The sequence below is a fragment of the Sphingomonas sp. R-74633 genome, assembly GCF_013416555.1.
Classification (GTDB): Bacteria; Pseudomonadota; Alphaproteobacteria; order Sphingomonadales; family Sphingomonadaceae; genus Sphingomonas.
In genome coordinates, this window is sequence record NZ_JACCFG010000002.1 from 706,194 (window position 1) to 732,409 (window position 26,216).

Consider the following 26,216-nt stretch of genomic DNA (forward strand, 5'->3'; position numbering starts at 1 on the left):
CGGTGACGTGCCTGATATGGCTATGCGGCGATTGAGGAGGGGCTTGCAGTTTGATCTATGCGCGGCGGGCATTGCAACAAAGGCTCGATGCGCTTCGCCCGATATTAGGCGAGGCGGCGGTCACTGCGCTTGCGGCTCGTCTTAATCGGTCGGGGCGCGACCGCATGGCCGCGATGTGGGAAGTGGCCGTCCTGCACGCACTGTCGGGACTTGGATCGGTGCAAAACGAAGTGCCCTTATCGTCCGGGCGCCGTCCCGATATCGCATTCGCCTCGGCGGAGCTGGGCTTCGTCGCCGATATCACCTCGGTCTCCGACGACGGTCTCGATAGCCGTAATCCCTTCTCGACCCTGATGCACGAAATCGAATTGTCCAAGACCCGGCTCGGTCTGGCGACCGGCGGCCTGCATCTCGATGTCCAGTCGGTCCGCGAGCAGCGCCGGCGCGGCACGGTGACGACCTTGCGCTTGCCCGAACGGGCGCGCATCCCCGATTTCGTCCGCGAGGATGTATTGCCCCGGCTGCGCGAGCAGATCGCGGCGAAGGAGCCTATCCTGCGAATCTCGCTTGAGGATGAGAATGTCGGGCTGAGCATCACCATCGACCCGAAGAAGTCGCCCTATAATAGCGGCCATTACGCGGCCTATGACATCCCGACGATCCGCGACAAGAATCCGCTCTATTCGGCGATGAAGGCCAAGGCCGATCAGCTCCGTGCCGCAGAGGGCCTCAAGGGGATCATTGTCGGCGACGCTGGCTGCCGAGCGCTCGCCGACCGCGGCCCAGGCGGCGACGGGCTGAGCGCACGGCAGATCGCCGCCGAGCTGCTGCGCCAATATAGCTCGATCGACTTTGTCCTGCTGCTGTCGGTGCGCGAGGCGCCGAACGATTGGGCGCGGCCGGGCCGGCCCGAACGCGGTAATTGGGCGCTGCTGGAAATGCGCGGGCGACACGCCCAGGCGGCAGCCTTCGACGCCCTGTTTCGCAGGATGATGGCGGCTCTGCCACCGCCCGTAATGATGCCGACGAACGGTGCGCTGCGTGCACAGGAACCGGGCTATGATCTCGGACACCATGGAGGATATCAATTGGGCGGACGCAAGGTGCGCATCGGCGCGCGCGAATTGATTGAGGTGTTGGCGGGCCAGCGCACCCTTGCCGACGATGGCGCCAAATTTCCCGGCCGAGGATCCGCGCCCGCGCGGCCGAACATCGTCCAAGCCGCGTTCGCGCGGAATCTCGCCGAGGGGCGGCTGCCCGCCGCGGTCACGGTGATACCGACCGACGAGGATGATTCCGACGACTGGATCGAATTCGAGTTCGGCGACGTCGATCCCGCGATTGCGCCGCTGAAATAGCAGGCTAGTCTTCGGGGCCCTGGGGCACGAGAATGAGGTTCTTGGGATCGATCAAAATGCTGACCGCATTGGCGGTGGCGAGCTCCGCGCCATATGCGTCGAGATCGGTGACCCCCGGGCGGATATCGAGCAGTTCGAACCGCGTCGAGGCAAACCTCGGGTGCTCGGGCGCCTCGCGCGTCAGGATCACCTTCACCGCGAAGCTGACGGCGGCTCCGGCAAACGCGATACTGTCGAAATAGAGCGCTTCGACCGGGTCTTCGCCCTCCGCTCCTTCCAGGATATCGAATTCGATACGAGCGAGCGGCGCCGGGTTAAGCAGGATGTCGGTCGCCATCTGTACTGCATCCGCCTCCCAGATTTCGCCGATTGCGAAATCGGCACGCGCCGTGGTGCCGGCCAGCGCCAGCACGCTTTGCCAGCGCTCTACGAACTCCAGCAAGCGGGGCAGCTGCTCGAGATAGGGGCCATCGAGACCGCCGGCCGGCACGGTCATCGGCGGCAGCCGCAGCTCCCGGAATTCAAGCTCCATCGTGCCCGTTCCGCTGGCCAGATAGGTGAGGCCGCGAAGCAGCAGGACCCATTCGTCCAAGCCGCGGCCCTCTTCCGTGAAGGTGCCGTTGGTCTGGACGTCGAGCCCGTCTTCCCTGAACCAGGCGGTCAGCACCCGATGCTTGATCACCAGGATCGGACCGCCCTCCAGCGGCGGCGAGGCGAACGCCTCGCAGCGGAACAGCGCCGCCGGCCGACGCGGACCGTTGCGCATCACGATGTCGCACGCGCCCACCGTCGGTAGCTGGATCGCGAATTCCTCGACACCATCCAGCAGCGAACCCTGATAGGGAACCCTTATGTCGAAGCGGCGGTCATAGGCCTGCATCTGCAAGGGCTTCAGCGGCTCCAGCCCGGACAGCATCTTGATGAGCTGGTCCTTGCTCTCCACCCAGATCAGCGCATCCGCCTCGATGCCGCCCCCCTCATAGCCCAGATGCGCCAGCTGGCTTTGCTTGCGGTCCGAATAGGCGCCCGGCTGCTCGGCGACCAGCGCTGCGAGCGCGTCGCGAAGTCCCTCGGGCGTCGGCTTGAAACGGATGCCTTTGTGGTAGTCGAACGACATCGTCATGTGATTGACGTCTGTGCGTCCTGCCGCCTCCACCCGCCGCAGCCGGTGCAGGACGCGGCCAAGCTCGTCGTCGATGAGATGGATCAAATATCCCATCAGCGCCGTGCCGTCGGGACGCATTCGGAAGATCACCACCGCCGCGGGCGCCACATCCTTGGCGAGGCGTTCGATCGACGATAGCCGTGCGCTGATCCGCGTGCCGCTCTCGCCGGCGGTGGACTTTACCTGGATCTGGCATGCCTTTGGCGCGCGTTGGTCGAGCAGCTCGCCCGTGCCCGCAGCCATCGGGAATTCGACCCGAAAATCCCATCCGGTGCGGTCCCGGTCGCTCTTGTTGCACACCAGCTTCGCCTGGCCACACAAGGTGCGGAACAGGCTTTCGCCGACATCACCCAGTTCGTCCGGTGTCAGAGGCTCCATTATCACAGGTGTCCTCAGGGGGCGGCCGTCGGGCCGCGATCGAAGCGCCGCAGCAGCAAGGTGGTCGCGAGCAGAACCGTGTGCAGCCGGAACGTGCTGTCATCCTCGTCCGACAGGCCGGGATGCGGCCCCGCCGGGTGGAGTCGTTTGACCAGCCCGTTGATATAGCCCTTGCCGTCATCGGCCCATTCGTTGAGCGCGACACTCAGGAACCCGTGCGAGGCCAATTTGGACCGGCGCGGCTGGCCGGTCGGCAGTGCTTTCGCGCTTGGATCGATCCGCTCGGCGATCGCGTCGAGGAGGGCGTCGAAAAAGGTCCGGATCTGGCCATTTGCGCCCGCCCAATTGCCGCGAGCATGCGCATCCATCGCCTGCTGCAAATGGCCCTTGGGCGTCTCAAGGCCGTGTTTGCCAAGCAGGCGCATTAGCTCCGACTCGGTTTCCGGCAGCCCGATATCGGCGGGAAGGATTCGCCGAAGCGCACCGTCTGCGACCGTATATCCATCCATCTCGAGCGTGCGCTTGAAGGTCTCTATCTCCGGGGTGAGCCGGGCCGGCCTGGACCATTCATATTCCGGCTCAGGGGGCAGCAGCTGGACCGCGCGCTCGACCAACACCGATGCCAGCGGTTCGCCATCGACCAGCATCGTTGGATTGAGATCGAACAGCCGCTTCAGGTCGCTTGCCCGGTTCTTGAGGCTGATCGGCTCGCTGCGGATCCGGGTATAGATTTCCGGACCCAGCTCAACGAGGAACGCGGTGAAGTCCTTGTGATACCAGGCCGCTTCCATCGTATCGATTGAGGCGATGACGCAGCGGCGGGAGAATATAGCGGTCATGTTTTACGTGCCTGCGAGCTGAGACGATAGCATGCCGCGCACCCGGGTAAAGATCGCGCGTACGCACACCGGCGGGACGACAAGTGCCACTAGCTATCCTATAGAGTAATGCGAGCTCGCGTCATACCGTCCTGCGCGCCGGAATTCGAACCATGACCGCACCGATACTTGCAGTATTTCCGCGCGGCCGCCGACCGAAAGGGCGCAACCATGGGTGAGGCAACGCAGCGTGCCCGCGCCTATGGAGAGGCCAAGGCCGGGCTTTTCGCAGGTTTGGCCGATCCGCAATCGCATGCGGTCGCCACCGCGGCGATCCAGCTGTTCGAGCGGTTCGTTTTGCCAAACCGCTATACAGGCGGCTGCTACCTCACCACCATGTTCCTCCACCGATATCTGGCCGATGAGCGCGGCATCATCACGGTTCCGGTCGTTGGCTATGTGAACGACGGCACCGACGATATCATGATCTCGCATGCCTGGAACGAGTATCAGGGCCGCAAGGTCGACATCACCTTGAACCTGGTCGACCCGCAGATCAGTCTTTCGGGCGACCTGCTCGTGCTCGACCATGCCTTGCGTCCCGGCCGCGCAGTCTATTCCTACCACGCTGCACTGAACGCGGCCGGCGAGGCTGCGAATGCCGCGATCGAGAGCGGCGGCGGCTTTCCGGCCCAGCTGCTTCGCCACAAGCAGGCAGAGCATGAGGGGATTGTGGCGAAGATGGCGCAGCCCGCGCTCATGGTTCAGCACCAGGCGCTGGCGCCGCCGGGCTTGCGCTACGCGGACATGCGCGCACATCTCGACTGAATCAGCTCAGAGCTCGATCCACAGATGATCGATGTCGATGGGCGGAGATCCGTTGATCCTCGCATGGCTCGATCGCAGCGCCGCCGTGCGGGAGACCCCGTCATGCGCCACGAGCTCCAGCCTGTCCCGGATCGACCAGCCCGGCACCGAAGCGGCGACGACCCCGTCGATCCAGCCGTCGATTTGCGCCTGCCAATGGGTGACATCGCGTTCCTGGATATAGCCGATCATCGCAGCGCGCGCGTGCACCGCAGCATGATGTCCGGCCTTGAAGCGTTGCACGCCGCCCGTGGAGCTGAAGCGGCTGATCAGATATTCGCGTTCATCGCGGTTGCTTCCTGTGGGCGTCGGCAGCCGCTTGCACTCGATCGGCAGCATCGTGCGATACTCATTATATTCGCGGCCCTCGATCCAGATCACTTGGCCGCTGGGCGCAACCGCGAGATCGATCGAACGGTTACCGTTGGCCTCATCGGGCTCCTCCCGCTTGAATTGCAGGAAATCCCAGCCGGGCGTGTGACGCGTCACGCTGTTGAGGCGCGAGCAAAGCTGCGCTGTCAGCTTAGTCTCGCCGGCGGCCACATCGCGCGCCGGATCGTCGCGCCACGCCGGCAAGGCGCCTGCAATGAAGCCGACCAGCGCCGATAGCCATTCGCCGGGCAAGTGCAGGCTGATGTCGAGCGCACCCGTTGCCGCCTGACCGTCGCCCTGGTCGGCCAGCACCGCTAGAAGCCCTGCGCCCGCAAGTCGGCCAGAATATCGTCCGCATCGCGAAGTGCGATCGATCGTGTCCAGAACCGGTGCCGGTCGGGCTTGAGCAGGAAAACGAAGTCGCGGTCATATAACCGCGTGATGCGCGTAATTGTGAGGCTCGAACCGCGACGCTCGCGCAGCAGGGTATCGAGCTTGGTGCGCAGTTCCTCTGCGTTCGACCAATCGACCTTGCCGTCGCCGAACGCATAGGCCTGGCAGATTGCGCCAGGCCATTGAAAGCCCACGACGGCGCGCAGCGGCTTTCGCGAATACACGGCGCTGATCTGGCTGATCAGCGTGGCGTCGAAGAGCTTGAGTGCGGCGTCGGGCGCTACCTTCATCAAGGGAGAGGCCGTGCCGCGTCGGATGAATTCGCGCTGATATTCGACGATGTCCGCCGCGATGATCCGCTCATTGGGGCTCAGATCGAGATCGTCGCCATTCGCATACGGCAGCGCCAGAATGTCGGCGCCCAGAATTGCGGTAGCACGCTGCACGAACAGGCTCGCACTGATACCAGCCACATAGGCCTTGAGGACCATGGCTTCGCGCTGGAGCCACGCCTCGATGGCCTGGAGCTGCGCAATGTCGGTCCTGGCGGCAGCGAGACCGACGATGCGATGCTTGTAGGTCAGATAATGCCCGTCCCACAGCCCGTGATGCAGATCCTCATTCTCTTTCACCAACAGGAACGGCGGCGTGAAGCGCCGCTCGCTCTTGGTATCCTTGATGGGCAGGTCCGGCACGGTCTCCAGATCGCTGGAATCGATGCCGGACGCCGACAGCGCCTCGGTCGGCAGCAGAGGCTTTCCGATCAAATGGTCGGCCGGGCGTCCAATACCCTTCTTGCCGGCAATATATCCCTCGCCGCAATCCCAGCCGCGGCCCCGCGCGAAATCGCGCAGCGTCGGATAGGCACGAAGTCGTTCGATAAGGTCGCGCACGCGCGCGCCGCCCAGAAGGTTGGCGCGCCATACCGACGGCGCCTTCTCGGCATGCCGGTTCTCGATCCAGTGCAGATCATAATAGTCGATGTCGAAGCCCTGCTCGGCCGTGGCACGTCCATTGCGGCGGAAGACGGCGTGCAGCAGGCGACCCTCGGGCGCGGGCTTTGCCGCTTCCGCCAGAACCACGACAACCTTCGGATCCGCATTGCCCTTCTTGAACAGCCCGCGGACCGAGACAAAGTCCAATATCTCGCGAACCGCCCAACGCTCGAAAAAGCGCCGCCGAAACGCATCGGCATTCTGATTGTACAGGAAACCTGCCGGCTCGACCAAGGCGAGCACACCGCCCGGCTCCAACAGCTCCATCGCCTCGTGCAAGAACAGATAGGCGAGCTGGGTATCCGCCAGCAGGCCATGTGCCTTTTGATAGGCGGCGTAGCTCTTCTTCGCGCCTTCGGTAGTCAGGGCGGATTCAAACGGCGGGTTGCCTACAATCACCGCGACCGGCGCGTCCACCAGCAAATCCGCCTTGGCCTGGAAGAAGCAGCTCCAGCGCAGCGTCACCCCGGCAAGCGGCGGAAACAGCTTCACGCTGGCACGAATGTCCTCCGGCTGCAGCGCATCGCACAGGCTCAGGCACAGGCTGAACGCAGCCAGCTCGATTGCACCTTCCTCGACGTCGATGCCGTGCACGCGCCGAAGCAGCGGCCGCAGCTGGTCGATCTCCGGCCGTGCCCAATCGTTGCGCATGCGCCAGTGGAGGACGAGTCGCTTATACGCCTCGACCAGGAACACGCCCGAGCCGCAAGCTGGGTCCAGGATCACGCCGTCGCCCGCCATTAATGCGTCGAGCCGCTCCCAGCTCAATGTTTCCTCGAGCATGAGGCGGACCAGCGCCGGCGGCGTGTATATCGAGCTCGAGGCGTCCTTGACGAAAAGCTGATAGATGTTGCTGATCAACTCGACGGGCAGATCCCGGAACGAGTAGAGCCGCCACAGGCTGAGCTGCCCTGTCGAGTCCGCCCGGCCCTCCACAAGTCGCGCGTAATTGGCGAGTTCGCAGCTTTCCGCCAGCGTGGCACGCTCGGTGTCGGTCAGCCGGAATACGTGACCGTTGAATCGATCTTCCAGTGCCTCCAGCAATTGGACCAGGGCCGGTCCATCGCCGAGCACTTCGAAGAACTTCACCGCGCCCGGCTTGGCGCGCGAGAAGTCGTCGGGCCTGAGCACAGAACGCTCTTCCAAATATGCGATCAACAGCGAAAGGATCAGCAGCCGCCGCCTCAGCCGCGGCTCGAGTAGCGCGCTTTCGGTCAGTTGTTTGGCGAGCGCGCGCACCTCTTCGACCAGCGTGCGATGCGCCGCTTTCTGGGCGGAGAGCATGAGATCGCAGGCGAAGGGATCGTCCCAGATGGTGCCGTTGCGGATTTGATCGGCATTCCACCACGCATCGAGGCCATCGGCGATGTCGGCAGCCAGGGACAATGTTCGAATGGGCCGGCACACCGGAACATCGTCCGGCCCCAGGAAGTCCGGCTCATGCGCGCAGCGGAACAGCTGGATGCGGCCGGGGGAGGCGCGATATACCAGCGGAACCCCGCCCCAGCTCCACAGCCGCTTGTGCAGCTCGGCGAAGCCGGCGTCGTCCAGTCCTTCGCCTGAATCGAAGATCAGCGCTTGCGCCACTGGAGCCCGGCCGTGCCGGCCGGCCTCGAAGAAGACCGCGCGCGCGCCATAGCCCTGCGCCTTCTCCATTACGGCGACTTCCTCGGGTGGGCGATCCTGGGGCGCGTAGCCGTCGACCGCGACAAGGCCGTCCACGGCCGGTACCCCGGCGCCATCACCGATGGCGAACAACCAGTCGGCCGCCACGAACGCGTCGCGCCGCTCGTACGTCATGCCGACCGCCGCGCGAAGCGAGCAGACAGCCGATGGGCCACGCTCATCCTCACTTCTGCCGCCGTTTCTTCGACAAGGCGAAGCCCTCCTTGAGGAGGTCCGTCATCGTGATTCCCTGCGAGCCGGCGAAGCCCTTGAACTCCTTCTTGAAGTCCGGGCTGACCTTGAAATTGAGTGTCTTGTTTTCGCCCTCGACGGCGGTGTCGTCCGCGGGACCATCGTCTCGGCTGTTTGCCAACTCGCATCCCCTTACCGAACGATCGCCCCCCACAGGCCGCATGGGCTGTGCTGAAAATACAGATTTCCGTCTTTCTGGCAATCCCGAAAGCCAGAAAACCAGAAAGACCGAAATAACGAAAGCAAGAAATAACGAAATCTGTCTTTCTGGCTTTCTGCATGGAGTTGCGGTCATTTCGAGTCTTTATGGTGCTGGAGCGGCACGCTTGGTAGAACAAACAAAGAACATAAATGCGAATAAGTACAGCGCCGAGGCGTCAGATTGCTTTGGGCGCGCGACGTTTTGAAAGCTGTAGGTCGGCTAGCGGGCCATTCTTGGTGGGGAATCTGTGGAACGCGGGCTTAATTGGTGCGCACTCTGGCGGCACCTGCGGAGCCACCAGGGGTCGCGCGTCTTTGCTTGCCGCGTGGCACGCTCGCGCGGCCGGAGGTCAGGGCGGCGGCTGGCCCACAGGCCCGCGCGCACGCCGCCCTGCCGGCCGGCCTTTCGCGAGGGTGCGCTTTTGTCGGCCTGCGGCGGGGATCAGGCGATGTTGGCGCCTGATTCGCGATTACTAGACACCTGGTCCCGTGGGCATTCGCTTCCTCAAAGCGATCGTCGAACAACCGAGGTTGTCGATACCCTTAGACATTAGGGCACTTAGGGTATGGTCTAGCACACATGATAGCTGAATTCCGTCCGTTAGCGCTAATTTCGCCGTGGGTAGCTTGTTAGAAATAACTGCGCTATTATCTAACAAGAAAGGAGCTAACCCGTGTCTGCTATGGCCGATAGAATCATGAAGCGTATCCGCGGCAAGGGACGCGGTTGGGTGTTCACGCCCAAGCACTTTCTCGACTTCGGCAGCCGGGGGGCGGTGGATATGGCTATCTCACGCTTGGCCCAGTCCAATGCAATACGGCGCATCGGAAGGGGCATCTACGACTATCCCCGCCTGCACGACACGCTTGGCGCTTTGAGCCCCGACCCTGCGGTCCTGGCCGATGCGCTCGCGGTGCAGACCGGCGACAAGCTCGCACCCTCGGGTGCCACTGCCGCGAACCAGCTCGGCCTTTCGACCCAGGTGCCGGCAAGGGCGAGCTATGCGACCAGCGGCCGTACGCGCGTTGGAAAGGCGGCGGGGCGCAGCCTGACGCTGCGCCACAGCCGCGCGCCGGTCCTAGACCAAGCATCCGACACCGCCAATGCGGTGCTGCAGGCACTGGCCCAGCTTGGCCGGAAGGATGTCGATGCCGACGTCATTCAGCGACTGGCGGCACGTGTCGATGATGCCGACATGAAGCAACTGCTCCAGGCGCGCCCTGCCATGCCCGGCTGGATGGGGGACGTCATCCTCAAGATCGGCAGCCTCCATAATGGATGACTTCGCAAGGCTGGGCACCGCTGATCGCCGCGCCTTTATCACCGAGGCCGCCAGTCGCAGGAACCTCACCCCAGTCATCATCGAAAAGGACTTCTGGGTGTGCTGGACCCTCCGGCGCCTGACCCGCTCGGAAGACCTTGCCGGCCATATGACCTTCAAGGGCGGGACCTCGCTCTCCAAGGCCTATGGGATCATCCAGCGCTTCTCCGAAGATATCGACCTGACGATCCGGCGAACCGCGCCCTTGCTGGACAAGGTCGCCTCCCCGATGGAGACGGGCATCAGCAGCAACGAGCGCCAGCGCCGCACCAAGGCGCTCGCGGCCGCTGCCCAAGCCTATGTCGAGACCATCGCCTTGCCGGCACTGGGGCGCGCCGTTGAAGCGGCGCTAGGCACCACCGACGGCTGGACGATCGAGCCCGATCCCGAGGACCCTGGTCGCCAGACATTGCTGTTCAACTATCCGCGCACCTCTGGCTATGGCCTGAACTATGGCGGCGCTTATGGAGGCGACGCCGGTACCGACTATATCAAACCGCGCATCAAGCTCGAATTCGGCGCGCGCGGCGATCCCGACCCTCACGACGCGCGCGCGATCCGGCCCTATGTCGCCGAAGAGTTCCCCGACGCGCTGCCCGATGCCGAGACCCTGGTCGACACGCTGAGCGTAGAGCGCACCTTCTGGGAGAAGGCGACGATCCTCCACGCGCTGCACCATAACGGCAAACTGCGCGACGGCCTTTCGCGGCATTATTACGACCTGCTGATGCTCGACCGCGCCGACGTTACCGCAGCCGCGCTCGCAGAGCCCGAACTGCTCGAGCAGGTCGTGCGTAACAAGAGCCTGATGTTCGCCGATGCCTCGGCATCCTATGCGACTGCGGTACTGGCGACGCTACGCCTGTCGCCATCGGATGCGATCCGCGAGGCGCTCGCGCGAGATTACGAAGCCATGGCCGACATGTTCATGGAGGACCCGCCAGCATTCAAGGAATTGCTGGCGGGCCTCGCCGACCTCGAGAAGCGGATCAACGACGCAGCTTAAGCCTCCGCTCGCGCTTATGAACCACACTGCGCTCTGCTGGCTTGATCGCCCTGGCGACGGAACGTCGCACGGCTACGGCACGCGGGCGCGAAGGTTCCGGCGTCAACCCGACCGAGCGCCCATCGACCTTTAGATCAATCAGGCCCGCCCGGAGGAGGGGAGCCATTGCCGTTAGAAAGCCGCGCACTTTCGGCCGCCCGAGCACCTCGAAGCCGTGCCAGTCCCCTCGGATGGCGGCTTTGTCGGTAAACCCGGCCAGACCTCCGAATCCGAGCACGCTGGCTCTTATGAGCGGCAGCTCCGCCGTCCAGCGCGTGCCTTTCGGATCGACTTCGTCAAGCACGCGGATACGCAGTTTGTGACGCCGCTTCCGTCTCAGCCAGATCTCGCCAAAGTCCTCGGGGAGCCGTTTGAGCAAACTTCTTTTCATGTTTCATTCCTCGCGCCCCAACTTTTTTGCGAGGTTTCTGGCGGAGGGGCATACCGAGACCTCGCCCGCGGCCATATGGTCGCGGGTTCGGTCACCGGCGGCTCGTTTCGAGCCTTTGCGGCGCCGGCATTGCTGCCGGGCGACACTTTGGTCCGCGCTATCGCGCAGTGTGTCCTGACGTGCTGATGATATGCCACGCGGAGCGTGAAAAGTCCATTTCGATCCCCTCGCGACCCAGTCGCGAAGCCGGGGAACTGCTCACTCTCAGCAGCAATTGCCGTTTTCCGGATTAGGCTGTTCACCACATCGGCCCGCTGCCCGCGTCGGACGCGTCTCCGCTCTTGGAGGCACTTCCTTGGACCGGCGCACGGCCTGACGCCATCAACCCGTAAAGGGTCCGCTATGCTGTGCATGCGGCCGCTTGCCTGCGGCTGCGCGGTGATTGCGGCCGTGCGCCGGACACTTCGGGCGCCTGTCGAGCGGGGACGGTCCTCGCTCCGAGACAGGAGCTTCGAAATGCCGCTGAACCTCGCCCAGAAAAACGCCTGGAGCCTCGCCCGCACGCTGATGACCATCGTCGTGGTGTTCCGGATCAACGGCAGCAAGTTCGGCGTCGCCGAGGCCAAGGAATATGACGGCGATCCTTCGTCGATCGTCCGCGAATACGATCCCTTTCTTCGATAGGCTGGTCGCTTCGCCGTGCTGCGACGGGACCCATTAGGGAAGTGTTTGCCGGTCCCTGCTTAAGCTGACCGGGATGTCGATCGAGGGGCAGACGATATACCCGGGGGACACGGCGAGTCCGTGCGATGTGCTGGCGCTCGCCGATGAATATCGGCGCGCCGCCGAAGCCTTGCTCCCTATCGGTCGCCGGCGCGCGCCGCTGTCGCGCGCGCCCTATCGGCTTCTCGCCATCCACGCGATCGAGCTCTACTTGAATGCCTATCTGCTCGCGACCGGTCATTCCCCCCTCGCGGTCCGGCGCCTCCAGCACGATTTCGCCTCGCGTTCGAGGTGCGCCGTGGGCGCAAAGCTGGTGCTTAAGCAGCGCACGCTCAGCCATCTCGCGCGACTTTCCGAGCGCCGCGAATATCTGACGACGCGCTATGATTGCGCGCCGACCGACAGCTCCGAGCTGAACCGGCTCGCCGCGTCGCTCGCAGAGATCTCCGAGAAGGTTTCCTCATCCGTTCGCGCGCCGAAAGCCGGCTCGGCCTGACGATAGTACTCCCCGTCTCGGCGGGGGCCCGCTCTCGAACTGCCATGGACGGATCCCGGGGACGCACCGATGGCAGAGGTCCCGCCACGTCGTCGGAAGCGCAATAGTCGGCAGGTTGGCGGGTCGCGGCTGACGCTTGAATGAGCCGTTCGGGGCTGGACTGGCCTTGGCGACGCCGATCAGCGCGTGGGGCGTTAGCCGGGGAGAGTGCATTCGTTGCGAGTGCATTTCCGGAGATCCAGGATGCCCTGCCAGGAGGCGGGTCACCGGCTCCACGTGCCACGCCGATACCTGTGACGCAGATGGTTCGCCGTTTTCGTCCCGTACCCCGGCCGCCACTTAGGCCTCTCATATGGCTATCTGGCCGGGCGACGGCTGCGCCTCGCCTGACTAGCCGCAACTGCGTCGCCAGGACTTTCTTCCCCTGGGCTGCGCCCATTCCTCGCGAGGCAAGAAAGTCCGCTCCTGCAGTCCTCCGCTTCGCTGCGGGCAAAGCTGCGGCGTCATGCGCACCCGGCCTTCGAACGCCATCGAGGCCGCATGGGGCGGCCCGAGAATGAGGACTAATACAATGGCGAACATCGGCAGCTTCAAGAAGGTCGGCGACGAATATCAGGGCTCGATCGTGACCCTCAGCGTCCAGGCCAAGGGCGTCCGGATCGTTCCGGAGGAAAACCGCCCGAACGACAACGCACCCACCCATCGGATCTATGTCGGCCGCGCGGAAATCGGCGCCGCCTGGACCAAGAAGTCCGCGGAACAGCGCGACTATCTCTCGGTCAAGCTCGACGATCCCAGCTTCAACCAGCCCATCTTCGCGAACCTCTTCGACGACGAGGGCGGTGAAACCTACAGCCTGATCTGGTCGCGCCCGCGGCGCTCCGCCAACGACTGATCGAGGCCAAGGCGCCCCGCCGGAAGGCGGGGCGCCTTTCGCATTGGGGCCTCGCGAACGCCGTGAAGGCGCCGCTCTCCTCGCGACGGGAGAATGCTCCGCAATCCGCGGGTCTTCGAGCAACGCGCAAGGCTCGCGAGCGTGGCGGCCGGGAATAGTCCCGAGCCGGAGCGCCCGCAGTCGCTACCCGTCTGCCTCTTGCCGCAACCGGTTCCTCCGCTTTTGCCAAGCACGACCGGGCCGATTTCGCGCAGGAATTCCTGCGGCGAAATGCCGGCTATCGCGCAGCCTGGGCCGCGCGCGACGCATCGGCGGCGGCTGAATCCTTATCGCTTGCGGACGACGAAGCCGGCCGCTGGGGTCTGGTGCGGCTGTTCGATCCGGATCGTTCGGTGAGATCCGCACCCGCTATCTGGCGCGCCGAGTGCGCATCGACAATCGTATCGCTGGTGGCTGCGCCTGGCGGCTTCGCCGACGCGGCGCGGCTTCCCGATATCGCCCCGGCCGCCGATCATCGCGCGGCCGATGGACGCCACCTCGTCTTCGACATCGCCGGCGTCCGGCATCGTTGGCGCGTCCTCGCTGCCTCGCCGAGCGAGCCGCTCGCGATCCTGTTGCCGCCGCTCGGCGATGCGCTCCGCGCCGCCGCGTGGGATGCCGCGCGCCGTCTATTTGCGGGTCTGAGCATGGCCGAGCCGGCTTCCGTGATGCGGCCAAGCGCCTTGCAGCGGCAACGCCTGACGCTGCTCCTGCACGTCCTCGACGGGTCGCTGGCCGGCGCCAGCAACCGCGAGATCGGCCTTCGCCTCGTCTATCCCTGGCTCGCCGGAACCGATGCGCTGGCATGGAAGGCGACGAGCGAGCGCAGGCGGGTCCAGCGGCTCGTCGCGGAGGCCCGCGACCTTGCCGCATCGGGCTATCGCGACCTGCTGCGGGCCTAGGGGCGACATTTCCCGGGTGGCGGTTTTGCCCGCTCCTCCGGTCCCGCCATCTGCCGCCATTGGAAGCCCGTGATTGGAACGGACCCGCCGCGCTTGCCGGGTCAACGCCCGGAGACGCAGATGCCCAGTGAGACGACGCAGCCCCTGCTGCGCACACCCGATGCCGCGATCCTGCTCGGCCTGTCGGCGCGCACGCTGGAGAAGCATCGCTGCTATGGCACGGGGCCCGCCTACCGCAAGCTTGGCGGGCGCGTCGTCTACGCGGTCGAGGACCTGCTGACCTGGGCCGACCAAGGCGTTCGGCGCTCGACCTCGGACGCCACCGCGAACATCGTGCATCCAGCCAAACCCATCGACACCAGCGTCCTGGAGAAGAAAGGCGCGGTGCGGCGATGAGAGCCGCCATCGCCTCCGCACAAGCGCCAGGCGCTCTCCCGCCGAGCGGACAAGGCTCTGCCGGCGCGGGGATAACCACGGTCGAACTGACCTGGGTCGAGCAGGCCACCGAACGCTGGATACGCTTCGGCGCACCGATCCTCGACCAGGTCCTGGATCGCCGGCGCCGCCTGCTTTCCTTCGCCGCAGGCAGCGTCTTTGCGTTCGTCCGCTGGGCGTCCAACGACTATGGCACGCTGTTGTCGCGGCTCGATATCGTTCGCGCTGTCGCCCCCAGCGAGGCCTATTCGACCTTGCCTTGCGTCTCGCCCGGCGGCGAGTTGCTCCTGCATCTCGGCGGATGGCCGAAGGTTCGCACATGCCTGCTCCTGATCGACGCCATCGAGGATCTCGGCGTCGATCCGTGCGCGGTCGCACCCGATTATTGGCGCCACGCACACAACAGGCTGATCGCCGGCTGCACGCCGCGCGCATATTCGCTGGCGCGCCATCGCGCGTGGCTGCTGCGCCGGAGCCTGAAGGCATGAAGCGCTTCCATATCCTGCTCACCGGTTATTGCGCGATCGGCGCCGTTGTCCTTCCGGTGTTCATCCGCCCGGCGCCGCGTCTGGTCTGGAACGCGAGCGCCAGCGTGCCGGTCGGTCTCTATTCAGCGCGCCCGGCGCGCACCGCGAAACTCGGCGATCTCGTCGCGGCGCATGCGCCTGCGCCGGTCGCCCTGCTGATGGCCGAACGCCATTACCTGCCGCTCCGCGTGCCCATGCTGAAGCATGTGGCCGGCGTGGCCGGACAGACAGTTTGCCGCACCGGCCTGACGATCCTGATCGATGGAAAGCGCGTAGCCGAGGCACGGCCGCGCGACCGGATCGGCCGTCCGCTGCCGATCTGGAGCGGTTGCCGCACGCTGCGCGGCGGCGAGGTCTTCCTGCTCAATCCCGCATCCGCCGAAAGCTTCGACGGCCGCTATTTCGGGCCGGTACCAGCTCGCGGAATCATCGCGGTGCTCGATCCGCTCTGGCTTCCCGGCGGCGGTGAAACCGCACCGGCAAGCGCGCCCACGGGCGCGAAATCTCCCCTGAACCCGACGCACAATGGAGCAAGAGATGATCAATATCGGTGAGTTCAACGCGCGCGACGACGGCTTTACCGGGCGCCTCGAGACCCTCGCGATCGGCGCCGCGCTGACGATCGTGCCCGCGACGCGGAGTGATATCAGGAACGCGCCCGACTACCGCGTCCATGTCGGCGAGACCGGTGACGGGCCCGAGGTCGGCGCCGGCTGGAAGCGCACCGGTGAGAAGGCCGGTGCCTATGTCGCGATCGTCATCGACGATCCCATTCTTCCCCGGCCGATCCGCGCGAACCTGTTCCGGCCGACGATAGAGGGGCAGCCGCATCTGCTTTTCTGGCAGCGCAATCAGCGCCGCCGCGAAACCGAGCAGCAGTAATGCTTGGGGCGATCGGCCGTCGATCGAAGGGTATCGCCGTGCTGGCATGCCTGTGCGCTGCCATGGCGAGCGCGCAGGCACGGCCCGCCACATCGGCATGCTCGCCGGCCATCAACCTCGACGCGCCGATCGCACACGCAGCCCGGCGCTTTGCCCTGCCGGACACGCTCATTCGCGCGGTGATCGCGGTCGAAAGCGGCGGTGTGGTCTTTGCGGTATCGCCCAAGGGAGCGATGGGGTTGATGCAGCTTATGCCCGGAACCTGGGCCGAACTGCGCCAGCGTTATGGCCTCGGGGTCGATCCATTCGACCCGTGCGACAACATCCTCGCCGGCGCCGCATATCTTCGCGAGTTGCTGGATCGCTACGGCGATCCTGGCTTTCTCGCAGCCTATAATGCGGGTCCGAGCCGCTACGAAGCCTATCTGGCCGGCCGTCCGCTTCCTTCCGAAACCATTGCCTATGTCGCCAAATTGTCTGGCCGGATGATGGGCGGCGATGCCCGAATTCGGGACCGGGAACTGCCCGATCCCGGGGCCTGGCGGCGCGGTGACCTGTTCGTCCGCACACCCCAGTTGGCGGAGAATGAAGCATCTCAACCACGCGATTCTTCGTCTCCCGAACTCACATCGATGCCCCAATCAAAGTCGTCCGCTCCGCCACGCGACTCTGTCTTCGTACCTCGGACTGGGGTTCCGAAATGACTGGCTGGTTTGCCGCGGTGGATCTCCTTTGCCCGGTCAATGGAGAGGGCTGTGAGGACTTAAGGGTAGCGGCAGGGAGGGGTAGCAGGGGATGGCGAGATAAAAGCACCGCCGTCTGCGGGGGTGCATGTGGTTGTTCTGATTGCCGAAATAGCGCCGTCGCCGTCATGCCCCTGCCGTCGCCTCCCCGATTTTATCTTGGAAAATCAACACTCGAAGCGCTGGCAGCCTCGCCGGGAGCACCATCGTGACCGACGAGGACGATTTTCGCATCAAGCCCGGAAAGGGACGAAGCCGGGGTTCCGGCAGCGTCAAACCGCTGAGCCTGGCCGCGCAGGTCAAACGTTCGGCCGCCCGCGCCGGCTTCGCACGGCGCGGGGCGCGCCGCGGAGGCGGTACCGGGCGGCTCGGTCGCGGCCGCGTCGCCGCGCTCGCGGGCCGGCGTTCGGCCATGTCGCGCCGGGTGGTGATCAAGGCACGGGTCGTCCGCCATTCGGGGCCACGCTTCACATCGGCGCCGCTTGGCCGGCATGTCGCCTATCTCGAGCGCGACGGCGTGACCCGCGACGGCCGTGACGCCTCGATGTTCGACGCGCGGTCCGATCAGGCAAGCGGCGACGCATTCGCCGGGCGCTGCGCCGACGATCGCCATCATTTCCGCTTCATCGTCTCGCCTGAAGACGGCGGCCAGCTTGCCGATCTGAAAGCGTTCACCCGTGAGCTGATGGACGACATGTCCAAGGATCTGGGCACGCGGCTCGACTGGGTCGCGGTCGACCATTGGAACACCGACAATCCGCACGTCCATATCCTGGTCCGCGGGGTCGCCGACGACGGCGCCGATCTCGTGATCGACCGCGACTATATTTCGCATGGCATGCGCAATCGCGCCGAGGCCCGGGCGACGCTCGAGCTTGGGCCGCGCAGCGCGCGCGAGATCGACCAGGCGCTGGGGCGAGAAGTCGAATCGGATCGATGGACCAGCCTCGACCGGGGATTGCGCGCGCGAGTAAGTGAGGATGGGATCATCGATCTGCGGCCCGAAGCAGGAGCCACCCCCGACCGCCGCAATCTGCTTCTGATCGGGCGGGCGCAGAAGCTCGAGCGGCTGGGTGTCGCCACGCCGGCAGGCCCCGCGCGCTGGATCCTCAAGCCCGATGTCGAAGCGCGGCTCCGCGAACTCGGCGATCGCGGCGACATCATCAAGACGATGCACCGCGCGATGCGTGATGCCGGGCGCGCCATCAATGAAAGTCGCCTCGCAATCCACCCGCCTGGCGAAGTCGCGCCGGTGATCGGCAGGCTGGTCGCTCGCGGGCATCAGGACGAGCTTGCCGGCACCGCTTATGCGATCGTCGACGGGATCGATGGCCGTCACCACCATCTGCGCCTTCGCGATCTGGAGTTCACGAGCGATGCCGCCCCGGGCGCGATCGTTGAACTGCGCACCTGGCAGGACCGGGGCGGCACGACCCGCAGCGCGCTTGCTGTGCGCAGCGATCTGCCGATCGGCCAGCAGGTCACGGCGCTTGGGGCGACCTGGCTCGATCGCCAGTTGCTCGCCCGCGACTTCGCGCCTGGCAATCAGGGCTTTGGCGCCGAGGTCAGAGACGCGATGGCGGCGCGCGAGGAGCATTTGATCGCGGAGGGTCTGGCATCCCGGCGCGGCGGCCGCGCCGCCCTTGCACCTAACCTTATCGAGACGCTCCGCGCTGCCGACCTGCGCGAGGCGGCGGCACGGATCGCGCAGCGCACCGGACTGACGCCCTATGAGCCCAGGCCGGGATCGACGATCGCCGGCACCTATCGCGAGCGCGTGACGCTCGCATCCGGCCGCTTCGCGATGATCGACGATGGTCTCGGCTTCCAGCTCGTGCCTTGGCGCCCCGCGCTCGACCGCCAGCTTGGGGCAAGCGTGACCGGCACCATGGCCGCAGGTGGCGGCATCGACTGGACCATCGGCCGCAGCCGCGGCCTCGGCATTTAGGAGACCGGCAAGTGCAATCGACCAAGATCCTCTGGGGCCAGGTGATCATCGTTCTGCTGATCGTGACCGGCGCGGTGTGGGGCGCGACGCAATGGACCGCCGATGCGCTCGGATATCAGGCGGCGCTTGGCCCGCCCTGGTTCTGGCTGGCGGACTATCCGGTCTACCCGCCGCCTGCGTTCTTCTGGTGGTGGTTCAGCTACGACGCTTATGCGCCCGCCATCTTCGTGACGGGTGCCTATATCGCTGCGTCGGGTGGGGTCGCGGCGGTGGTCGTGGCGATCGCAATGTCGGTGTGGCGCGCGCGCGAGCTCAAGGTCGCCCAAACTTACGGCTCGGCGCGCTGGGCGACGACACGCGAGGTCGAACAAGCCGGCCTGCTCGGCGATGACGGCGTCGTGCTCGGCCGGCTCGACAGCGACTATCTTCGCCATGACGGGCCCGAACACGTGCTGTGCTTCGCGCCGACAAGGTCGGGCAAGGGCGTCGGCCTCGTCATCCCGTCGCTGCTGACCTGGGCCGGCTCGGCGATCGTCCATGACATCAAGGGCGAGAACTGGACGTTGACCGCGGGCTTTCGTGCACGGGTCGGCAAGGTGCTGCTGTTCGATCCGACCAACCCGGCCTCCGCCGCCTACAACCCGTTGCTCGAGGTGCGGAAAGGCGAATGGGAAGTCCGCGACGTTCAGAATGTCGCCGATGTGCTGGTGGATCCCGAAGGCTCGCTCGAGCGGCGAAACCATTGGGAAAAGACCAGTCACGCGCTGCTGGTGGGCGCCATCCTCCACGTCCTCTATGCCGAGCCCGACAAGACGCTTGCGGGAGTCGCGGCATTCCTCTCCGATCCTGGGCGCACGATCGAGGCGACGCTCGACGCGATGATGGCGACCCGGCATCTGGGCGAAGCCGGCGTGCACCCGGTGGTGGCATCCGCCGCGCGCGAGCTCCTCAACAAGTCCGAGAATGAGCGGTCGGGCGTGCTCTCGACCGCCATGTCGTTCTTGGGACTCTACCGCGATCCAATCATCGCGCGTGTCACCAGCAAATCCGAGTGGCGGATTGCCGATTTGGTCGAGGCCGACCGACCGGCCACGCTTTACCTGGTGGTACCGCCGTCGGACATCAGCCGCACCAAGCCGCTGATCCGTCTGCTGCTCAACCAGATCGGCAGGCGGCTGACCGAGGAACTGACGCCCAGCGCGAAGCGGCCCAAGGTGCTGTTGATGCTCGACGAGTTTCCGGCCCTGGGCCGGCTGGATTTCTTCGAGTCCGCGCTCGCCTTCATGGCCGGCTACGGGCTGAAAGCGTTCCTGATCGCCCAGTCGCTCAACCAGATCGAAAAGGCGTACGGACCCAACAACGCGATCCTCGACAATTGCCATGTCAGGGTAAGCTTTGCGACCAACGATGAGCGGACGGCGAAGCGGATCTCGGACGCGCTCGGCACGGCCACCGAGATGCGCGCGATGAAGAACTATGCGGGCCACCGGCTGTCACCCTGGCTCGGCCACCTGATGGTATCTCGCACCGAAACCGCGCGTGCGTTGCTCACCCCGGGCGAAGTCATGCAGCTGCCGCCCGATGACGAGATCGTGATGGTGGCAGGCATTCACCCGATCCGGGCGCTGAAGGTTCGATACTATACCGACCGCCGCCTGACCGCGCGGATTATGAACCCGCCAACGCCGGCCACGGCGCGCGGGTCGTGCGTGAGTGACTGGACCCTCCTGCCGGTCCCCGGACAGATTCGTTCTGCCCTTGACACGCAGGAAGGGGCGGACGACCAGGCCAATGGCGGCATCCGCCGCGAGCCCGAGCTGCCCGTGGAACAGGAGATCGTTCCGCCGCCGCCTGCGCCGCCCGGCGAGTTCGAATTCGATGATGGCACCAGCGAAGACGCGGTGGTCACGCGACGGCTCAACGACCGAATGCGCGGAAATGCCCGTCAGGCCTCGCTGGATCCGAAAGATGGGATCGACCTATGAGCGGCTTACGGATCAAGCACACGTTCCGCCTGCCACCCGACTTGTCCGCGCAGCTCGCCGACTACGCCGCGCGGAAACGGGTGACCCAAGCGCTGGTGATGGAGACAGCGCTCTCATCATTTCTATCCGGCGACAGTGGCGAACATCTCGAGGCCGTGCTCAGTCGCAGGCTCGACCGGCTGTCGCGCCAGGCGGATCGGCTCGCATGGCATGTCGAGCTCAGCAATGAGACGTTGGCTCTGTTCGTGCGGTTCTGGCTGGTGAACAATCCGCCACTTCCGGACACCGCTCTCGCCGCCGCGCAGGCGATGGGGAAGGAGCGCTGGGAGCGGTTCATCGAAACACTCAATCGCCGGATGGAGTTCGGACCGCGGCTGAAGAATGAGATTTCGCAAGACATCGAACCGTCCGAACCCGGCGAGCATTGACCCGCTACTGTTAGCCCTCGGCCAGTCGGTCGTCGATCGCGCGCAGCCGCTTTCGAAGGAGCGCAATTTCCTGCTTTCGTTCATCATCCATCGCGCTCAATGCTCGGCGCAGTAATGTCATCAACTCTGGTGTAGCGGATTGAGCCGCGACTGCGTCCTCTTCGAGTTTCGCAATATCGCCCTCATCGAGCCCATGTTCTTCCGGATCCACGGTCACAGGCGCGCTGATCGCATACAGGGTGCTGATGAGGCGCTCTGCAGCGGCCCCGAGCTCTTCTTTCCGTTTCTCGAGTGAGGCGATATCGAGGCGCGTCGCAGCCATCTCCAAAAATGTAGTTCTGGCCACACCCAACGTCCCTGCCCAATTGTGGGATGACTCTGCCGAGATCTCAATTTCCTCGTCCTCATAAGGCTCAAGGTCGTTGGTAGCCTGATCAAGGAAGTTCCGGATCGGCGTCCCCATATGGTCGAGCGACCACTCGGCATCCCTAATTCTCGCAACCGCAGCATCGCGCACCATTGCATCGGTCTGGATTTCCATGCGGTTGAGTTGACGCCAAACGGGCCGCACCGCGATCCAGGCAGCGACCAGCGCGATGAAGCTGCCAATGAGGGTCTGCCATTCCCGCAAAAAATCGACCAAATCCATTGTCCTCCAAATGATCGTCAACACCATCGCAATCGCGATGACCAAGGCTTTCAATATCAAGACCAGCATCTGTAACCTGCTCGGTGGCGCCCAACCGTGGCGATGCCCGAGTCGGGCCGCAATGGATAGTGACGCGGCCCGCATTCTCGTCTGGTAGGGCTGAAGCCGCCGCTAGCTTGGCGGGACGAAAGCGCCAAAGCTTTCTACTTCTACGCCACGCTACGATCAATTGAAGTAGTTGTTGTCAGACCCGTTTTTACTGCCTCCTTAGTCATCCCTGTCGCCGGAGCAGCTTCGCACCGGCCTGAAGCCAGGGTGTCGATCGGTGAACGCAACTCCAGTCCGTTCGGAAGCTTCGCGCCGCGGCGCGCGCATGCTGCGGACTGCGCTCGGCACCTCGATCGCCGCCTGGCTGGATGACCCCGAGATCGTTGAGGTGATGCTCAATCCCGATGGCCGCCTGTGGATCGATCGGCTTGGTGCCGGCCTGGCGGACACAGGGATGACCATCCCTGCGGCCGACGGCGAGCGGATCATCCGTCTGGTCGCGCATCATGTCGGCACCGAGGTCCATGCCCGCTCGCCGCGCGTCTCGGCCGAGCTGCCGGAATCGGGGGAGCGTTTCGAAGGGCTGCTGCCGCCGGTCGTGACCGCACCTGCCTTTGCGATCCGCAAGCCGGCCGTCTCCGTGTTCACGCTCGACGACTATGTCGCGTCGGGCATCATCTCACCCGTGCAATGCGGGTCCCTCCGCGAAGCGGTGACGATGCGCGAGAATATCCTCGTCGCCGGCGGGACCGGCACTGGCAAGACCACGCTGACCAACGCGCTGCTCGCCGAGATCTCGCAGACCAGCGACCGCATCGTGCTGATCGAGGATACGCGCGAACTGCAATGCACCGCGCCCAATCTAGTCGCGATGCGGACCAAGGAAGGGGTGGCAACCCTCTCCGACCTGGTGCGCTCGTCGCTTCGCCTCCGGCCGGATCGGATTCCGATCGGCGAGGTGCGGGGCGCCGAAGCGCTCGACCTTCTCAAGGCGTGGGGCACCGGACATCCGGGCGGCTTCGGGACCATCCATGCCGGCACCGCGCTCGGCGCGTTGCGCCGGCTCGAGCAGCTGATCCAGGAAGCCGTCACCACCGTGCCGCGCCCGCTGATCGCCGAGACAATCGGCATGATCGCGGTGCTGGCCAGGGACGGCACCGGCCGGCGCCTCGCAGAACTCGCCCGCATCGAGGGTCTCGATGCCTCCGGCGAATACCGCCTTCGCTTCCTCACCAACGGAGAGTCCGAATGAACGTCTCGCTTTCCGCCGCCCGCACCCGCGGGGCGGCGCTCTACACCTGTGCCCTGGTCGCGCTTACCGCCGGCACGGCGCACGCATCGGGATCGTCGATGCCCTGGGAAAGTCCGCTCCAGTCGATCCTGGAGAGCATCGAAGGGCCCGTCGCCAAGATCATCGCGGTGATCATCATCATCGTGACGGGCCTGACGCTCGCATTCGGCGAGACCTCGGGCGGGTTCCGCCGGCTCATCCAGATCGTCTTCGGGCTGAGCATCGCATTTGCCGCCAGCTCCTTCTTCCTGAGCTTCTTCAGCTTCGGCGGCGGGGCGCTGATCTGATGGAAAGCCTCGATCCCGGCGCCGCCATTCCCGGCTATTTCGCGCCCGTCCACCGTGCGCTGACCGAGCAGATACTGCTCGGCGGCGCGCCGCGCTCGGTCGCCATCGTCAACGGCACGCTGGCCGGTGCGGTCGGGCTCGGCCTGCGCCTGTGGCTGGTCGGCCTGCTCATCTGGGCAGTCGGCCATGCCGCGGCCGTCTGGGCCGCGCGCCGGGATCCCCAGTTCCTCGAAGTCGGGCGGCGCCACATGCGTTATCCCGCCTTCCTGCGCGCGTGAGGCGGCCATGATGTCCCTCCGCGAATATCGCGCACGCGGCTCGACGCTCGCCGACTTCCTGCCCTGGGCTGCGCTGGTCGCTCCGGGTGTCGTCCTGAACAAGGACGGCTCGTTCCAGCGTACGGCCGCGATCCGCGGCCCCGACCTCGACTCCGCCACGCCGGCCGAACTGGTCGCGACCGCGGGCCGTCTCAACAGCGCACTTCGCCGGCTGGGTTCTGGCTGGGCGATCTTCGTCGAGGCGCAGCGCGTGCCCGCCCAGGACTATCCCGAGAACGGGTTCCCCGACCCCGCGTCGGCCCTGGTCGAACGGGAGCGCCGTGAGCAGTTTGCCGAGGAAGGCGCGCATTTCGAAAGCGCCTATTTCCTGACGCTGCAATGGATGCCGCCAGCCGAAGACGCCGCGCGCGCCGAAGGCTGGCTGTATGAGGGGCGGTCGCGAAGCGGTGTCGACCCGAACGAGTTGCTTGCCAATTTCACCGATCGCAGCGCCCGCCTTCTGCAGCTGCTCGAGGGCTTCCTGCCCGAGGCGCACTGGCTCGATGACGGCGATACGCTCACCTATCTTCACTCGGCGATTTCCACCAAGCGCCAGCGCGTCCGTGTCCCCGAGACGCCGATGTACCTCGATGCGATCCTCGCCGATGAGCCGCTGGTCGGTGGCCTCGAGCCACGGCTGGGCAGCCAGCATCTCCGGACGCTGACAGTTACCGGATTTCCGAGCGCCACCTTCCCAGGGCTGCTCGACGACCTCAACCGGCTGGCGTTCCCGTACCGTTGGGTCACGCGCGCGATCACGCTCGACAAGACCGACGCGACAAAGCTGCTCGGCCGCATTCGGCGGCAGTGGTTCGCCAAGCGCAAGTCCATCGCTGCGATCCTGAAAGAGGTGATGACCAACGAGGCATCGGTGCTGGTCGACAGCGACGCCTCGAACAAGGCGGCGGATGCCGATCTCGCGCTGCAGGAACTCGGCGCCGATATGGTTGGGCAGGCATATGTCACCGCGACAATCAGCGTCTGGGACGCCGATCCCGGCCTCGCGGCCGAAAAACTGCGGCTGGTCGAGAAAGTCGTGCAGGGCCGCGACTTCACGGTGATCGCCGAAGGGATGAATGCGGTCGAGGCATGGCTCGGCAGCCTGCCCGGCCATGTGTATGCCAACGTCCGGCAGCCCCCGATCTCCACCCTCAACCTGGCGCACATGGTGCCGCTGTCCGCCGTCTGGGCGGGGCCGGTGGCCGATGAGCATTTCGACGCGCCACCGCTCTTCTTCGCGCGGACCGAGGGCTCCACGCCGTTCCGCTTCTCCCTGCACGTCGGCGATGTCGGTCACACCCTGATCGTCGGCCCAACCGGCGCCGGCAAGTCTGTGCTGCTGGCGCTGATGGCGATGCAGTTTCGCCGCTACGAGAATGCGCAGATCTTCGCGTTCGACTTCGGCGGATCGATCCGTGCAGCTGCATTGGCGATGGGCGGCGACTGGCAGGACCTTGGGTCTGCGCCGCAGGATGAGAGCGGGCAAGGTGTCCGGCTGCAACCGCTGGCTCGGATAGACGAGCTGGCCGAGCGCAGCTGGGCCGCCGAGTGGCTGGCGGCAATCTTTGCCGCCGAGGGCGTGCCGCTAGATCCCCAGGCCAAGGAGCATCTTTGGGCGGCGCTGAACTCGCTGGCATCCGCGCCGGTGCCCGAACGAACGCTCACCGGCCTCGCGGTGCTGCTCCAGTCGCAACAGCTCAAGCAGGCGCTAGGGCCCTATTGCGTCGGCGGACCGCATGGTCAGTTGCTCGATGCGGAGTCCGAACACCTCGGTGAGGCGCGGGTGCAGGCGTTCGAGACCGAGGGCCTGGTCGGGAGCGCCGCCGCTCCGGCAGTGCTCTCCTATCTGTTCCACCGCATCGAAGCGCATCTCGACGGCGCGCCGACGATGATCATCATCGACGAAGGCTGGCTCGTTCTCGACAGCCCCGCCTTCGCCGCGCAGTTGCGAGAATGGCTCAAGACGCTACGCAAGAAGAATGCGAGCGTCGTGTTCGCGACCCAGAGCCTCGCGGATATCGAGACCTCGGCAATTGCGCCGGCGATCGTCGAGAGCTGCCCGACCCGGATATTTCTTCCGAACGAACGCGCGTTCGAGCCGCAGATCGCCGCCATCTACCGCCGGTTCGGGTTGAACGAGCGCCAGATCGAAATCCTCGCCCGGGCGACCCCCAAGCGCGACTATTACTGCCAGTCGCGCCGCGGCAATCGCCTGTTCGATCTTGGATTGGGCGAGGTCGCGCTCGCCTTCACGGCCGCTTCGTCGCGCACCGACCAGCGCCGCATCGCCGAACTTCTCGAAGCCCATGGCCGCGCCGGTTTCGCCGCCGCGTGGCTGCGCGCCCGCGGCCTCGATTGGGCCGCGGATCTTCTCCCTCTCACTGCCCAGGAGTGAATGT

At 65.4% G+C, this 26,216-nt stretch carries 28 protein-coding genes and 1 pseudogene; 22 read left to right on the plus strand and 7 right to left on the minus strand.

The window, feature by feature from the left end; translation table 11 throughout:
• Window positions 1-50 precede the first annotated feature (50 nt).
• Window positions 51-1,358 (plus strand): hypothetical protein, encoded by a 1,308-nt coding sequence (locus HZY97_RS09545; protein WP_180142895.1) that lies wholly within the window; start codon window positions 51-53, stop codon window positions 1,356-1,358.
• A gap of 4 nt (window positions 1,359-1,362) precedes the next feature.
• Here HZY97_RS09545 and HZY97_RS09550 read toward each other — a convergent pair whose 3' ends face one another.
• Both HZY97_RS09550 and HZY97_RS09555 read right to left on the minus strand, forming a co-directional pair.
• Window positions 1,363-2,901: a hypothetical protein gene (locus tag HZY97_RS09550; protein ID WP_180142897.1), complete on the minus strand. Its 1,539-nt coding sequence runs from the start codon at window positions 2,899-2,901 to the stop codon at window positions 1,363-1,365.
• 14 nt (window positions 2,902-2,915) lie between these two features.
• A complete protein-coding gene (locus HZY97_RS09555) occupies window positions 2,916-3,740 on the minus strand; it encodes a hypothetical protein (protein WP_180142899.1) in 825 nt (274 codons plus the stop codon).
• A 168-nt stretch (window positions 3,741-3,908) separates the two neighbouring features.
• Here HZY97_RS09555 and HZY97_RS09560 point away from each other — a divergent pair, with 168 nt between their 5' ends.
• Window positions 3,909-4,547, plus strand: coding sequence for a hypothetical protein (locus HZY97_RS09560; RefSeq protein WP_180142901.1), 639 nt, complete (start codon window positions 3,909-3,911; stop codon window positions 4,545-4,547).
• A gap of 6 nt (window positions 4,548-4,553) precedes the next feature.
• Here HZY97_RS09560 and HZY97_RS09565 read toward each other — a convergent pair whose 3' ends face one another.
• From HZY97_RS09565 to HZY97_RS09575, 3 genes are read right to left on the minus strand one after another with little or no spacing between them, the layout of a single operon-like run.
• Window positions 4,554-5,270, minus strand: a complete 717-nt coding sequence (locus HZY97_RS09565; RefSeq protein WP_180142903.1) for a hypothetical protein — start codon at window positions 5,268-5,270, stop codon at window positions 4,554-4,556.
• A 2-nt stretch (window positions 5,271-5,272) separates the two neighbouring features.
• A complete protein-coding gene (locus HZY97_RS09570; protein ID WP_180142905.1) occupies window positions 5,273-8,146 on the minus strand; it encodes a class I SAM-dependent DNA methyltransferase in 2,874 nt (957 codons plus the stop codon).
• A gap of 49 nt (window positions 8,147-8,195) precedes the next feature.
• Window positions 8,196-8,384: a hypothetical protein gene (locus HZY97_RS09575; protein WP_180142907.1), complete on the minus strand. Its 189-nt coding sequence runs from the start codon at window positions 8,382-8,384 to the stop codon at window positions 8,196-8,198.
• A 40-nt stretch (window positions 8,385-8,424) separates the two neighbouring features.
• Here HZY97_RS09575 and HZY97_RS09580 point away from each other — a divergent pair, with 40 nt between their 5' ends.
• The 3 genes from HZY97_RS09580 (at window position 8,425) to HZY97_RS09590 (ending at window position 10,792) form a co-directional block, all read left to right on the plus strand.
• Window positions 8,425-8,670 carry a hypothetical protein gene (locus HZY97_RS09580; RefSeq protein ID WP_180142909.1) on the plus strand — a complete coding sequence of 82 codons (246 nt, stop codon included), beginning with the start codon at window positions 8,425-8,427 and terminating at the stop codon, window positions 8,668-8,670.
• 492 nt (window positions 8,671-9,162) lie between these two features.
• Window positions 9,163-9,747: a DUF6088 family protein gene (locus tag HZY97_RS09585; RefSeq protein ID WP_180142911.1), complete on the plus strand. Its 585-nt coding sequence runs from the start codon at window positions 9,163-9,165 to the stop codon at window positions 9,745-9,747.
• Entirely contained in the window at window positions 9,740-10,792 is a 1,053-nt protein-coding gene (locus HZY97_RS09590; protein WP_180142912.1) for a nucleotidyl transferase AbiEii/AbiGii toxin family protein, read from the plus strand. The genes HZY97_RS09585 and HZY97_RS09590 overlap by 8 nt, the downstream gene beginning before the upstream one ends.
• Here HZY97_RS09590 and HZY97_RS09595 read toward each other — a convergent pair.
• Window positions 10,776-11,222, minus strand: coding sequence for a hypothetical protein (locus HZY97_RS09595; RefSeq protein WP_180142914.1), 447 nt, complete (start codon window positions 11,220-11,222; stop codon window positions 10,776-10,778). The genes HZY97_RS09590 and HZY97_RS09595 overlap by 17 nt on opposite strands.
• Window positions 11,223-11,738: 516 nt before the next feature.
• Between HZY97_RS09595 and HZY97_RS09600 the strand changes: the two genes are divergently transcribed.
• From HZY97_RS09600 to HZY97_RS09655, 13 genes and pseudogenes are all read left to right on the plus strand, one after another.
• Window positions 11,739-11,906 (plus strand): hypothetical protein, encoded by a 168-nt coding sequence (locus HZY97_RS09600; RefSeq protein WP_180142916.1) that lies wholly within the window; start codon window positions 11,739-11,741, stop codon window positions 11,904-11,906.
• A gap of 73 nt (window positions 11,907-11,979) precedes the next feature.
• Complete coding sequence (locus tag HZY97_RS09605) at window positions 11,980-12,441, plus strand: hypothetical protein (protein ID WP_218942976.1); 462 nt, start codon at window positions 11,980-11,982, stop codon at window positions 12,439-12,441.
• 571 nt (window positions 12,442-13,012) lie between these two features.
• The gene (locus HZY97_RS09610; protein ID WP_180142918.1) at window positions 13,013-13,336 is read left to right on the plus strand and encodes a DUF736 domain-containing protein; all 324 of its coding nucleotides are present in this window, start codon (window positions 13,013-13,015) and stop codon (window positions 13,334-13,336) included.
• A gap of 191 nt (window positions 13,337-13,527) precedes the next feature.
• Window positions 13,528-13,689: pseudogene (locus tag HZY97_RS20940) on the plus strand (transcriptional regulator domain-containing protein); the annotation flags it as partial.
• 12 nt (window positions 13,690-13,701) lie between these two features.
• Window positions 13,702-14,277 carry a DNA -binding domain-containing protein gene (locus HZY97_RS09615; protein WP_180142920.1) on the plus strand — a complete coding sequence of 192 codons (576 nt, stop codon included), beginning with the start codon at window positions 13,702-13,704 and terminating at the stop codon, window positions 14,275-14,277.
• Window positions 14,278-14,397: 120 nt separating this feature from the next.
• Window positions 14,398-14,673 carry an AlpA family transcriptional regulator gene (locus HZY97_RS09620; RefSeq protein ID WP_180142922.1) on the plus strand — a complete coding sequence of 92 codons (276 nt, stop codon included), beginning with the start codon at window positions 14,398-14,400 and terminating at the stop codon, window positions 14,671-14,673.
• Window positions 14,670-15,200: a DUF2840 domain-containing protein gene (locus tag HZY97_RS09625; protein ID WP_180142924.1), complete on the plus strand. Its 531-nt coding sequence runs from the start codon at window positions 14,670-14,672 to the stop codon at window positions 15,198-15,200. Before HZY97_RS09620 ends, HZY97_RS09625 begins: the two co-directional genes overlap by 4 nt.
• On the plus strand, window positions 15,197-15,793 hold the full coding sequence (locus HZY97_RS09630) for a S26 family signal peptidase (RefSeq protein WP_180142926.1): 597 nt from the start codon (window positions 15,197-15,199) through the stop codon (window positions 15,791-15,793). The genes HZY97_RS09625 and HZY97_RS09630 overlap by 4 nt, the downstream gene beginning before the upstream one ends.
• Window positions 15,777-16,121 carry a DUF736 domain-containing protein gene (locus HZY97_RS09635; protein WP_180142928.1) on the plus strand — a complete coding sequence of 115 codons (345 nt, stop codon included), beginning with the start codon at window positions 15,777-15,779 and terminating at the stop codon, window positions 16,119-16,121. Before HZY97_RS09630 ends, HZY97_RS09635 begins: the two co-directional genes overlap by 17 nt.
• On the plus strand, window positions 16,121-16,825 hold the full coding sequence (locus HZY97_RS09640) for a lytic transglycosylase domain-containing protein (protein ID WP_180142930.1): 705 nt from the start codon (window positions 16,121-16,123) through the stop codon (window positions 16,823-16,825). Before HZY97_RS09635 ends, HZY97_RS09640 begins: the two co-directional genes overlap by 1 nt.
• A 244-nt stretch (window positions 16,826-17,069) precedes the next feature.
• Window positions 17,070-18,812: a VirD2 family relaxase/mobilization nuclease gene (locus tag HZY97_RS09645; RefSeq protein ID WP_180143201.1), complete on the plus strand. Its 1,743-nt coding sequence runs from the start codon at window positions 17,070-17,072 to the stop codon at window positions 18,810-18,812.
• Between the two features lie 11 nt (window positions 18,813-18,823).
• The gene (locus tag HZY97_RS09650; RefSeq protein ID WP_180142932.1) at window positions 18,824-20,797 is read left to right on the plus strand and encodes a conjugal transfer protein TraG; all 1,974 of its coding nucleotides are present in this window, start codon (window positions 18,824-18,826) and stop codon (window positions 20,795-20,797) included.
• Entirely contained in the window at window positions 20,794-21,225 is a 432-nt protein-coding gene (locus HZY97_RS09655) for a CopG family transcriptional regulator (protein WP_180142934.1), read from the plus strand. Before HZY97_RS09650 ends, HZY97_RS09655 begins: the two co-directional genes overlap by 4 nt.
• Before the next feature lie 10 nt (window positions 21,226-21,235).
• Here HZY97_RS09655 and HZY97_RS09660 read toward each other — a convergent pair whose 3' ends face one another.
• Window positions 21,236-21,943, minus strand: coding sequence for a hypothetical protein (locus HZY97_RS09660; RefSeq protein WP_180142936.1), 708 nt, complete (start codon window positions 21,941-21,943; stop codon window positions 21,236-21,238).
• 304 nt (window positions 21,944-22,247) lie between these two features.
• On the opposite strand from HZY97_RS09660, the gene trbB reads away from it, so the two are divergent.
• The 4 genes from trbB to trbE are packed head-to-tail and all read left to right on the plus strand — an operon-like array spanning window position 22,248 to window position 26,212.
• Window positions 22,248-23,174 carry a P-type conjugative transfer ATPase TrbB gene (gene trbB, locus HZY97_RS09665; protein WP_218942977.1) on the plus strand — a complete coding sequence of 309 codons (927 nt, stop codon included), beginning with the start codon at window positions 22,248-22,250 and terminating at the stop codon, window positions 23,172-23,174.
• Complete coding sequence (locus HZY97_RS09670) at window positions 23,171-23,500, plus strand: TrbC/VirB2 family protein (RefSeq protein WP_180142940.1); 330 nt, start codon at window positions 23,171-23,173, stop codon at window positions 23,498-23,500. The genes trbB and HZY97_RS09670 overlap by 4 nt, the downstream gene beginning before the upstream one ends.
• Window positions 23,500-23,778 (plus strand): VirB3 family type IV secretion system protein, encoded by a 279-nt coding sequence (locus tag HZY97_RS09675; protein WP_180142943.1) that lies wholly within the window; start codon window positions 23,500-23,502, stop codon window positions 23,776-23,778. The genes HZY97_RS09670 and HZY97_RS09675 overlap by 1 nt, the downstream gene beginning before the upstream one ends.
• A gap of 7 nt (window positions 23,779-23,785) precedes the next feature.
• Window positions 23,786-26,212: a conjugal transfer protein TrbE gene (gene trbE / locus HZY97_RS09680; protein WP_180142945.1), complete on the plus strand. Its 2,427-nt coding sequence runs from the start codon at window positions 23,786-23,788 to the stop codon at window positions 26,210-26,212.
• Window positions 26,213-26,216 lie beyond the last annotated feature (4 nt).

What these genes read in the sequence shown, in the direction of transcription:
- HZY97_RS09550 (WP_180142897.1), bottom strand. Translation starts at nt 2,901, where the DNA reads ATGGAGCCTCTGACACCGGACGAACTGGGTGATGTCGGCGAAAGCCTG.
- HZY97_RS09555 (WP_180142899.1), bottom strand. Translation starts at nt 3,740, where the DNA reads ATGACCGCTATATTCTCCCGCCGCTGCGTCATCGCCTCAATCGATACG.
- HZY97_RS09570 (WP_180142905.1), bottom strand. Translation starts at nt 8,146, where the DNA reads ATGACGTACGAGCGGCGCGACGCGTTCGTGGCGGCCGACTGGTTGTTC.
- HZY97_RS09580 (WP_180142909.1), top strand. Translation starts at nt 8,425, where the DNA reads ATGGGCTGTGCTGAAAATACAGATTTCCGTCTTTCTGGCAATCCCGAA.
- HZY97_RS09585 (WP_180142911.1), top strand. Translation starts at nt 9,163, where the DNA reads ATGAAGCGTATCCGCGGCAAGGGACGCGGTTGGGTGTTCACGCCCAAG.
- HZY97_RS09590 (WP_180142912.1), top strand. Translation starts at nt 9,740, where the DNA reads ATGGATGACTTCGCAAGGCTGGGCACCGCTGATCGCCGCGCCTTTATC.
- HZY97_RS09595 (WP_180142914.1), bottom strand. Translation starts at nt 11,222, where the DNA reads ATGAAAAGAAGTTTGCTCAAACGGCTCCCCGAGGACTTTGGCGAGATC.
- HZY97_RS09600 (WP_180142916.1), top strand. Translation starts at nt 11,739, where the DNA reads ATGCCGCTGAACCTCGCCCAGAAAAACGCCTGGAGCCTCGCCCGCACG.
- HZY97_RS09605 (WP_218942976.1), top strand. Translation starts at nt 11,980, where the DNA reads ATGTCGATCGAGGGGCAGACGATATACCCGGGGGACACGGCGAGTCCG.
- HZY97_RS09610 (WP_180142918.1), top strand. Translation starts at nt 13,013, where the DNA reads ATGGCGAACATCGGCAGCTTCAAGAAGGTCGGCGACGAATATCAGGGC.
- HZY97_RS09620 (WP_180142922.1), top strand. Translation starts at nt 14,398, where the DNA reads ATGCCCAGTGAGACGACGCAGCCCCTGCTGCGCACACCCGATGCCGCG.
- HZY97_RS09625 (WP_180142924.1), top strand. Translation starts at nt 14,670, where the DNA reads ATGAGAGCCGCCATCGCCTCCGCACAAGCGCCAGGCGCTCTCCCGCCG.
- HZY97_RS09630 (WP_180142926.1), top strand. Translation starts at nt 15,197, where the DNA reads ATGAAGCGCTTCCATATCCTGCTCACCGGTTATTGCGCGATCGGCGCC.
- HZY97_RS09635 (WP_180142928.1), top strand. Translation starts at nt 15,777, where the DNA reads ATGATCAATATCGGTGAGTTCAACGCGCGCGACGACGGCTTTACCGGG.
- HZY97_RS09640 (WP_180142930.1), top strand. Translation starts at nt 16,121, where the DNA reads ATGCTTGGGGCGATCGGCCGTCGATCGAAGGGTATCGCCGTGCTGGCA.
- HZY97_RS09655 (WP_180142934.1), top strand. Translation starts at nt 20,794, where the DNA reads ATGAGCGGCTTACGGATCAAGCACACGTTCCGCCTGCCACCCGACTTG.
- HZY97_RS09660 (WP_180142936.1), bottom strand. Translation starts at nt 21,943, where the DNA reads ATGCTGGTCTTGATATTGAAAGCCTTGGTCATCGCGATTGCGATGGTG.
- trbB (WP_218942977.1), top strand. Translation starts at nt 22,248, where the DNA reads ATGCTGCGGACTGCGCTCGGCACCTCGATCGCCGCCTGGCTGGATGAC.
- HZY97_RS09670 (WP_180142940.1), top strand. Translation starts at nt 23,171, where the DNA reads ATGAACGTCTCGCTTTCCGCCGCCCGCACCCGCGGGGCGGCGCTCTAC.
- HZY97_RS09675 (WP_180142943.1), top strand. Translation starts at nt 23,500, where the DNA reads ATGGAAAGCCTCGATCCCGGCGCCGCCATTCCCGGCTATTTCGCGCCC.
- trbE (WP_180142945.1), top strand. Translation starts at nt 23,786, where the DNA reads ATGATGTCCCTCCGCGAATATCGCGCACGCGGCTCGACGCTCGCCGAC.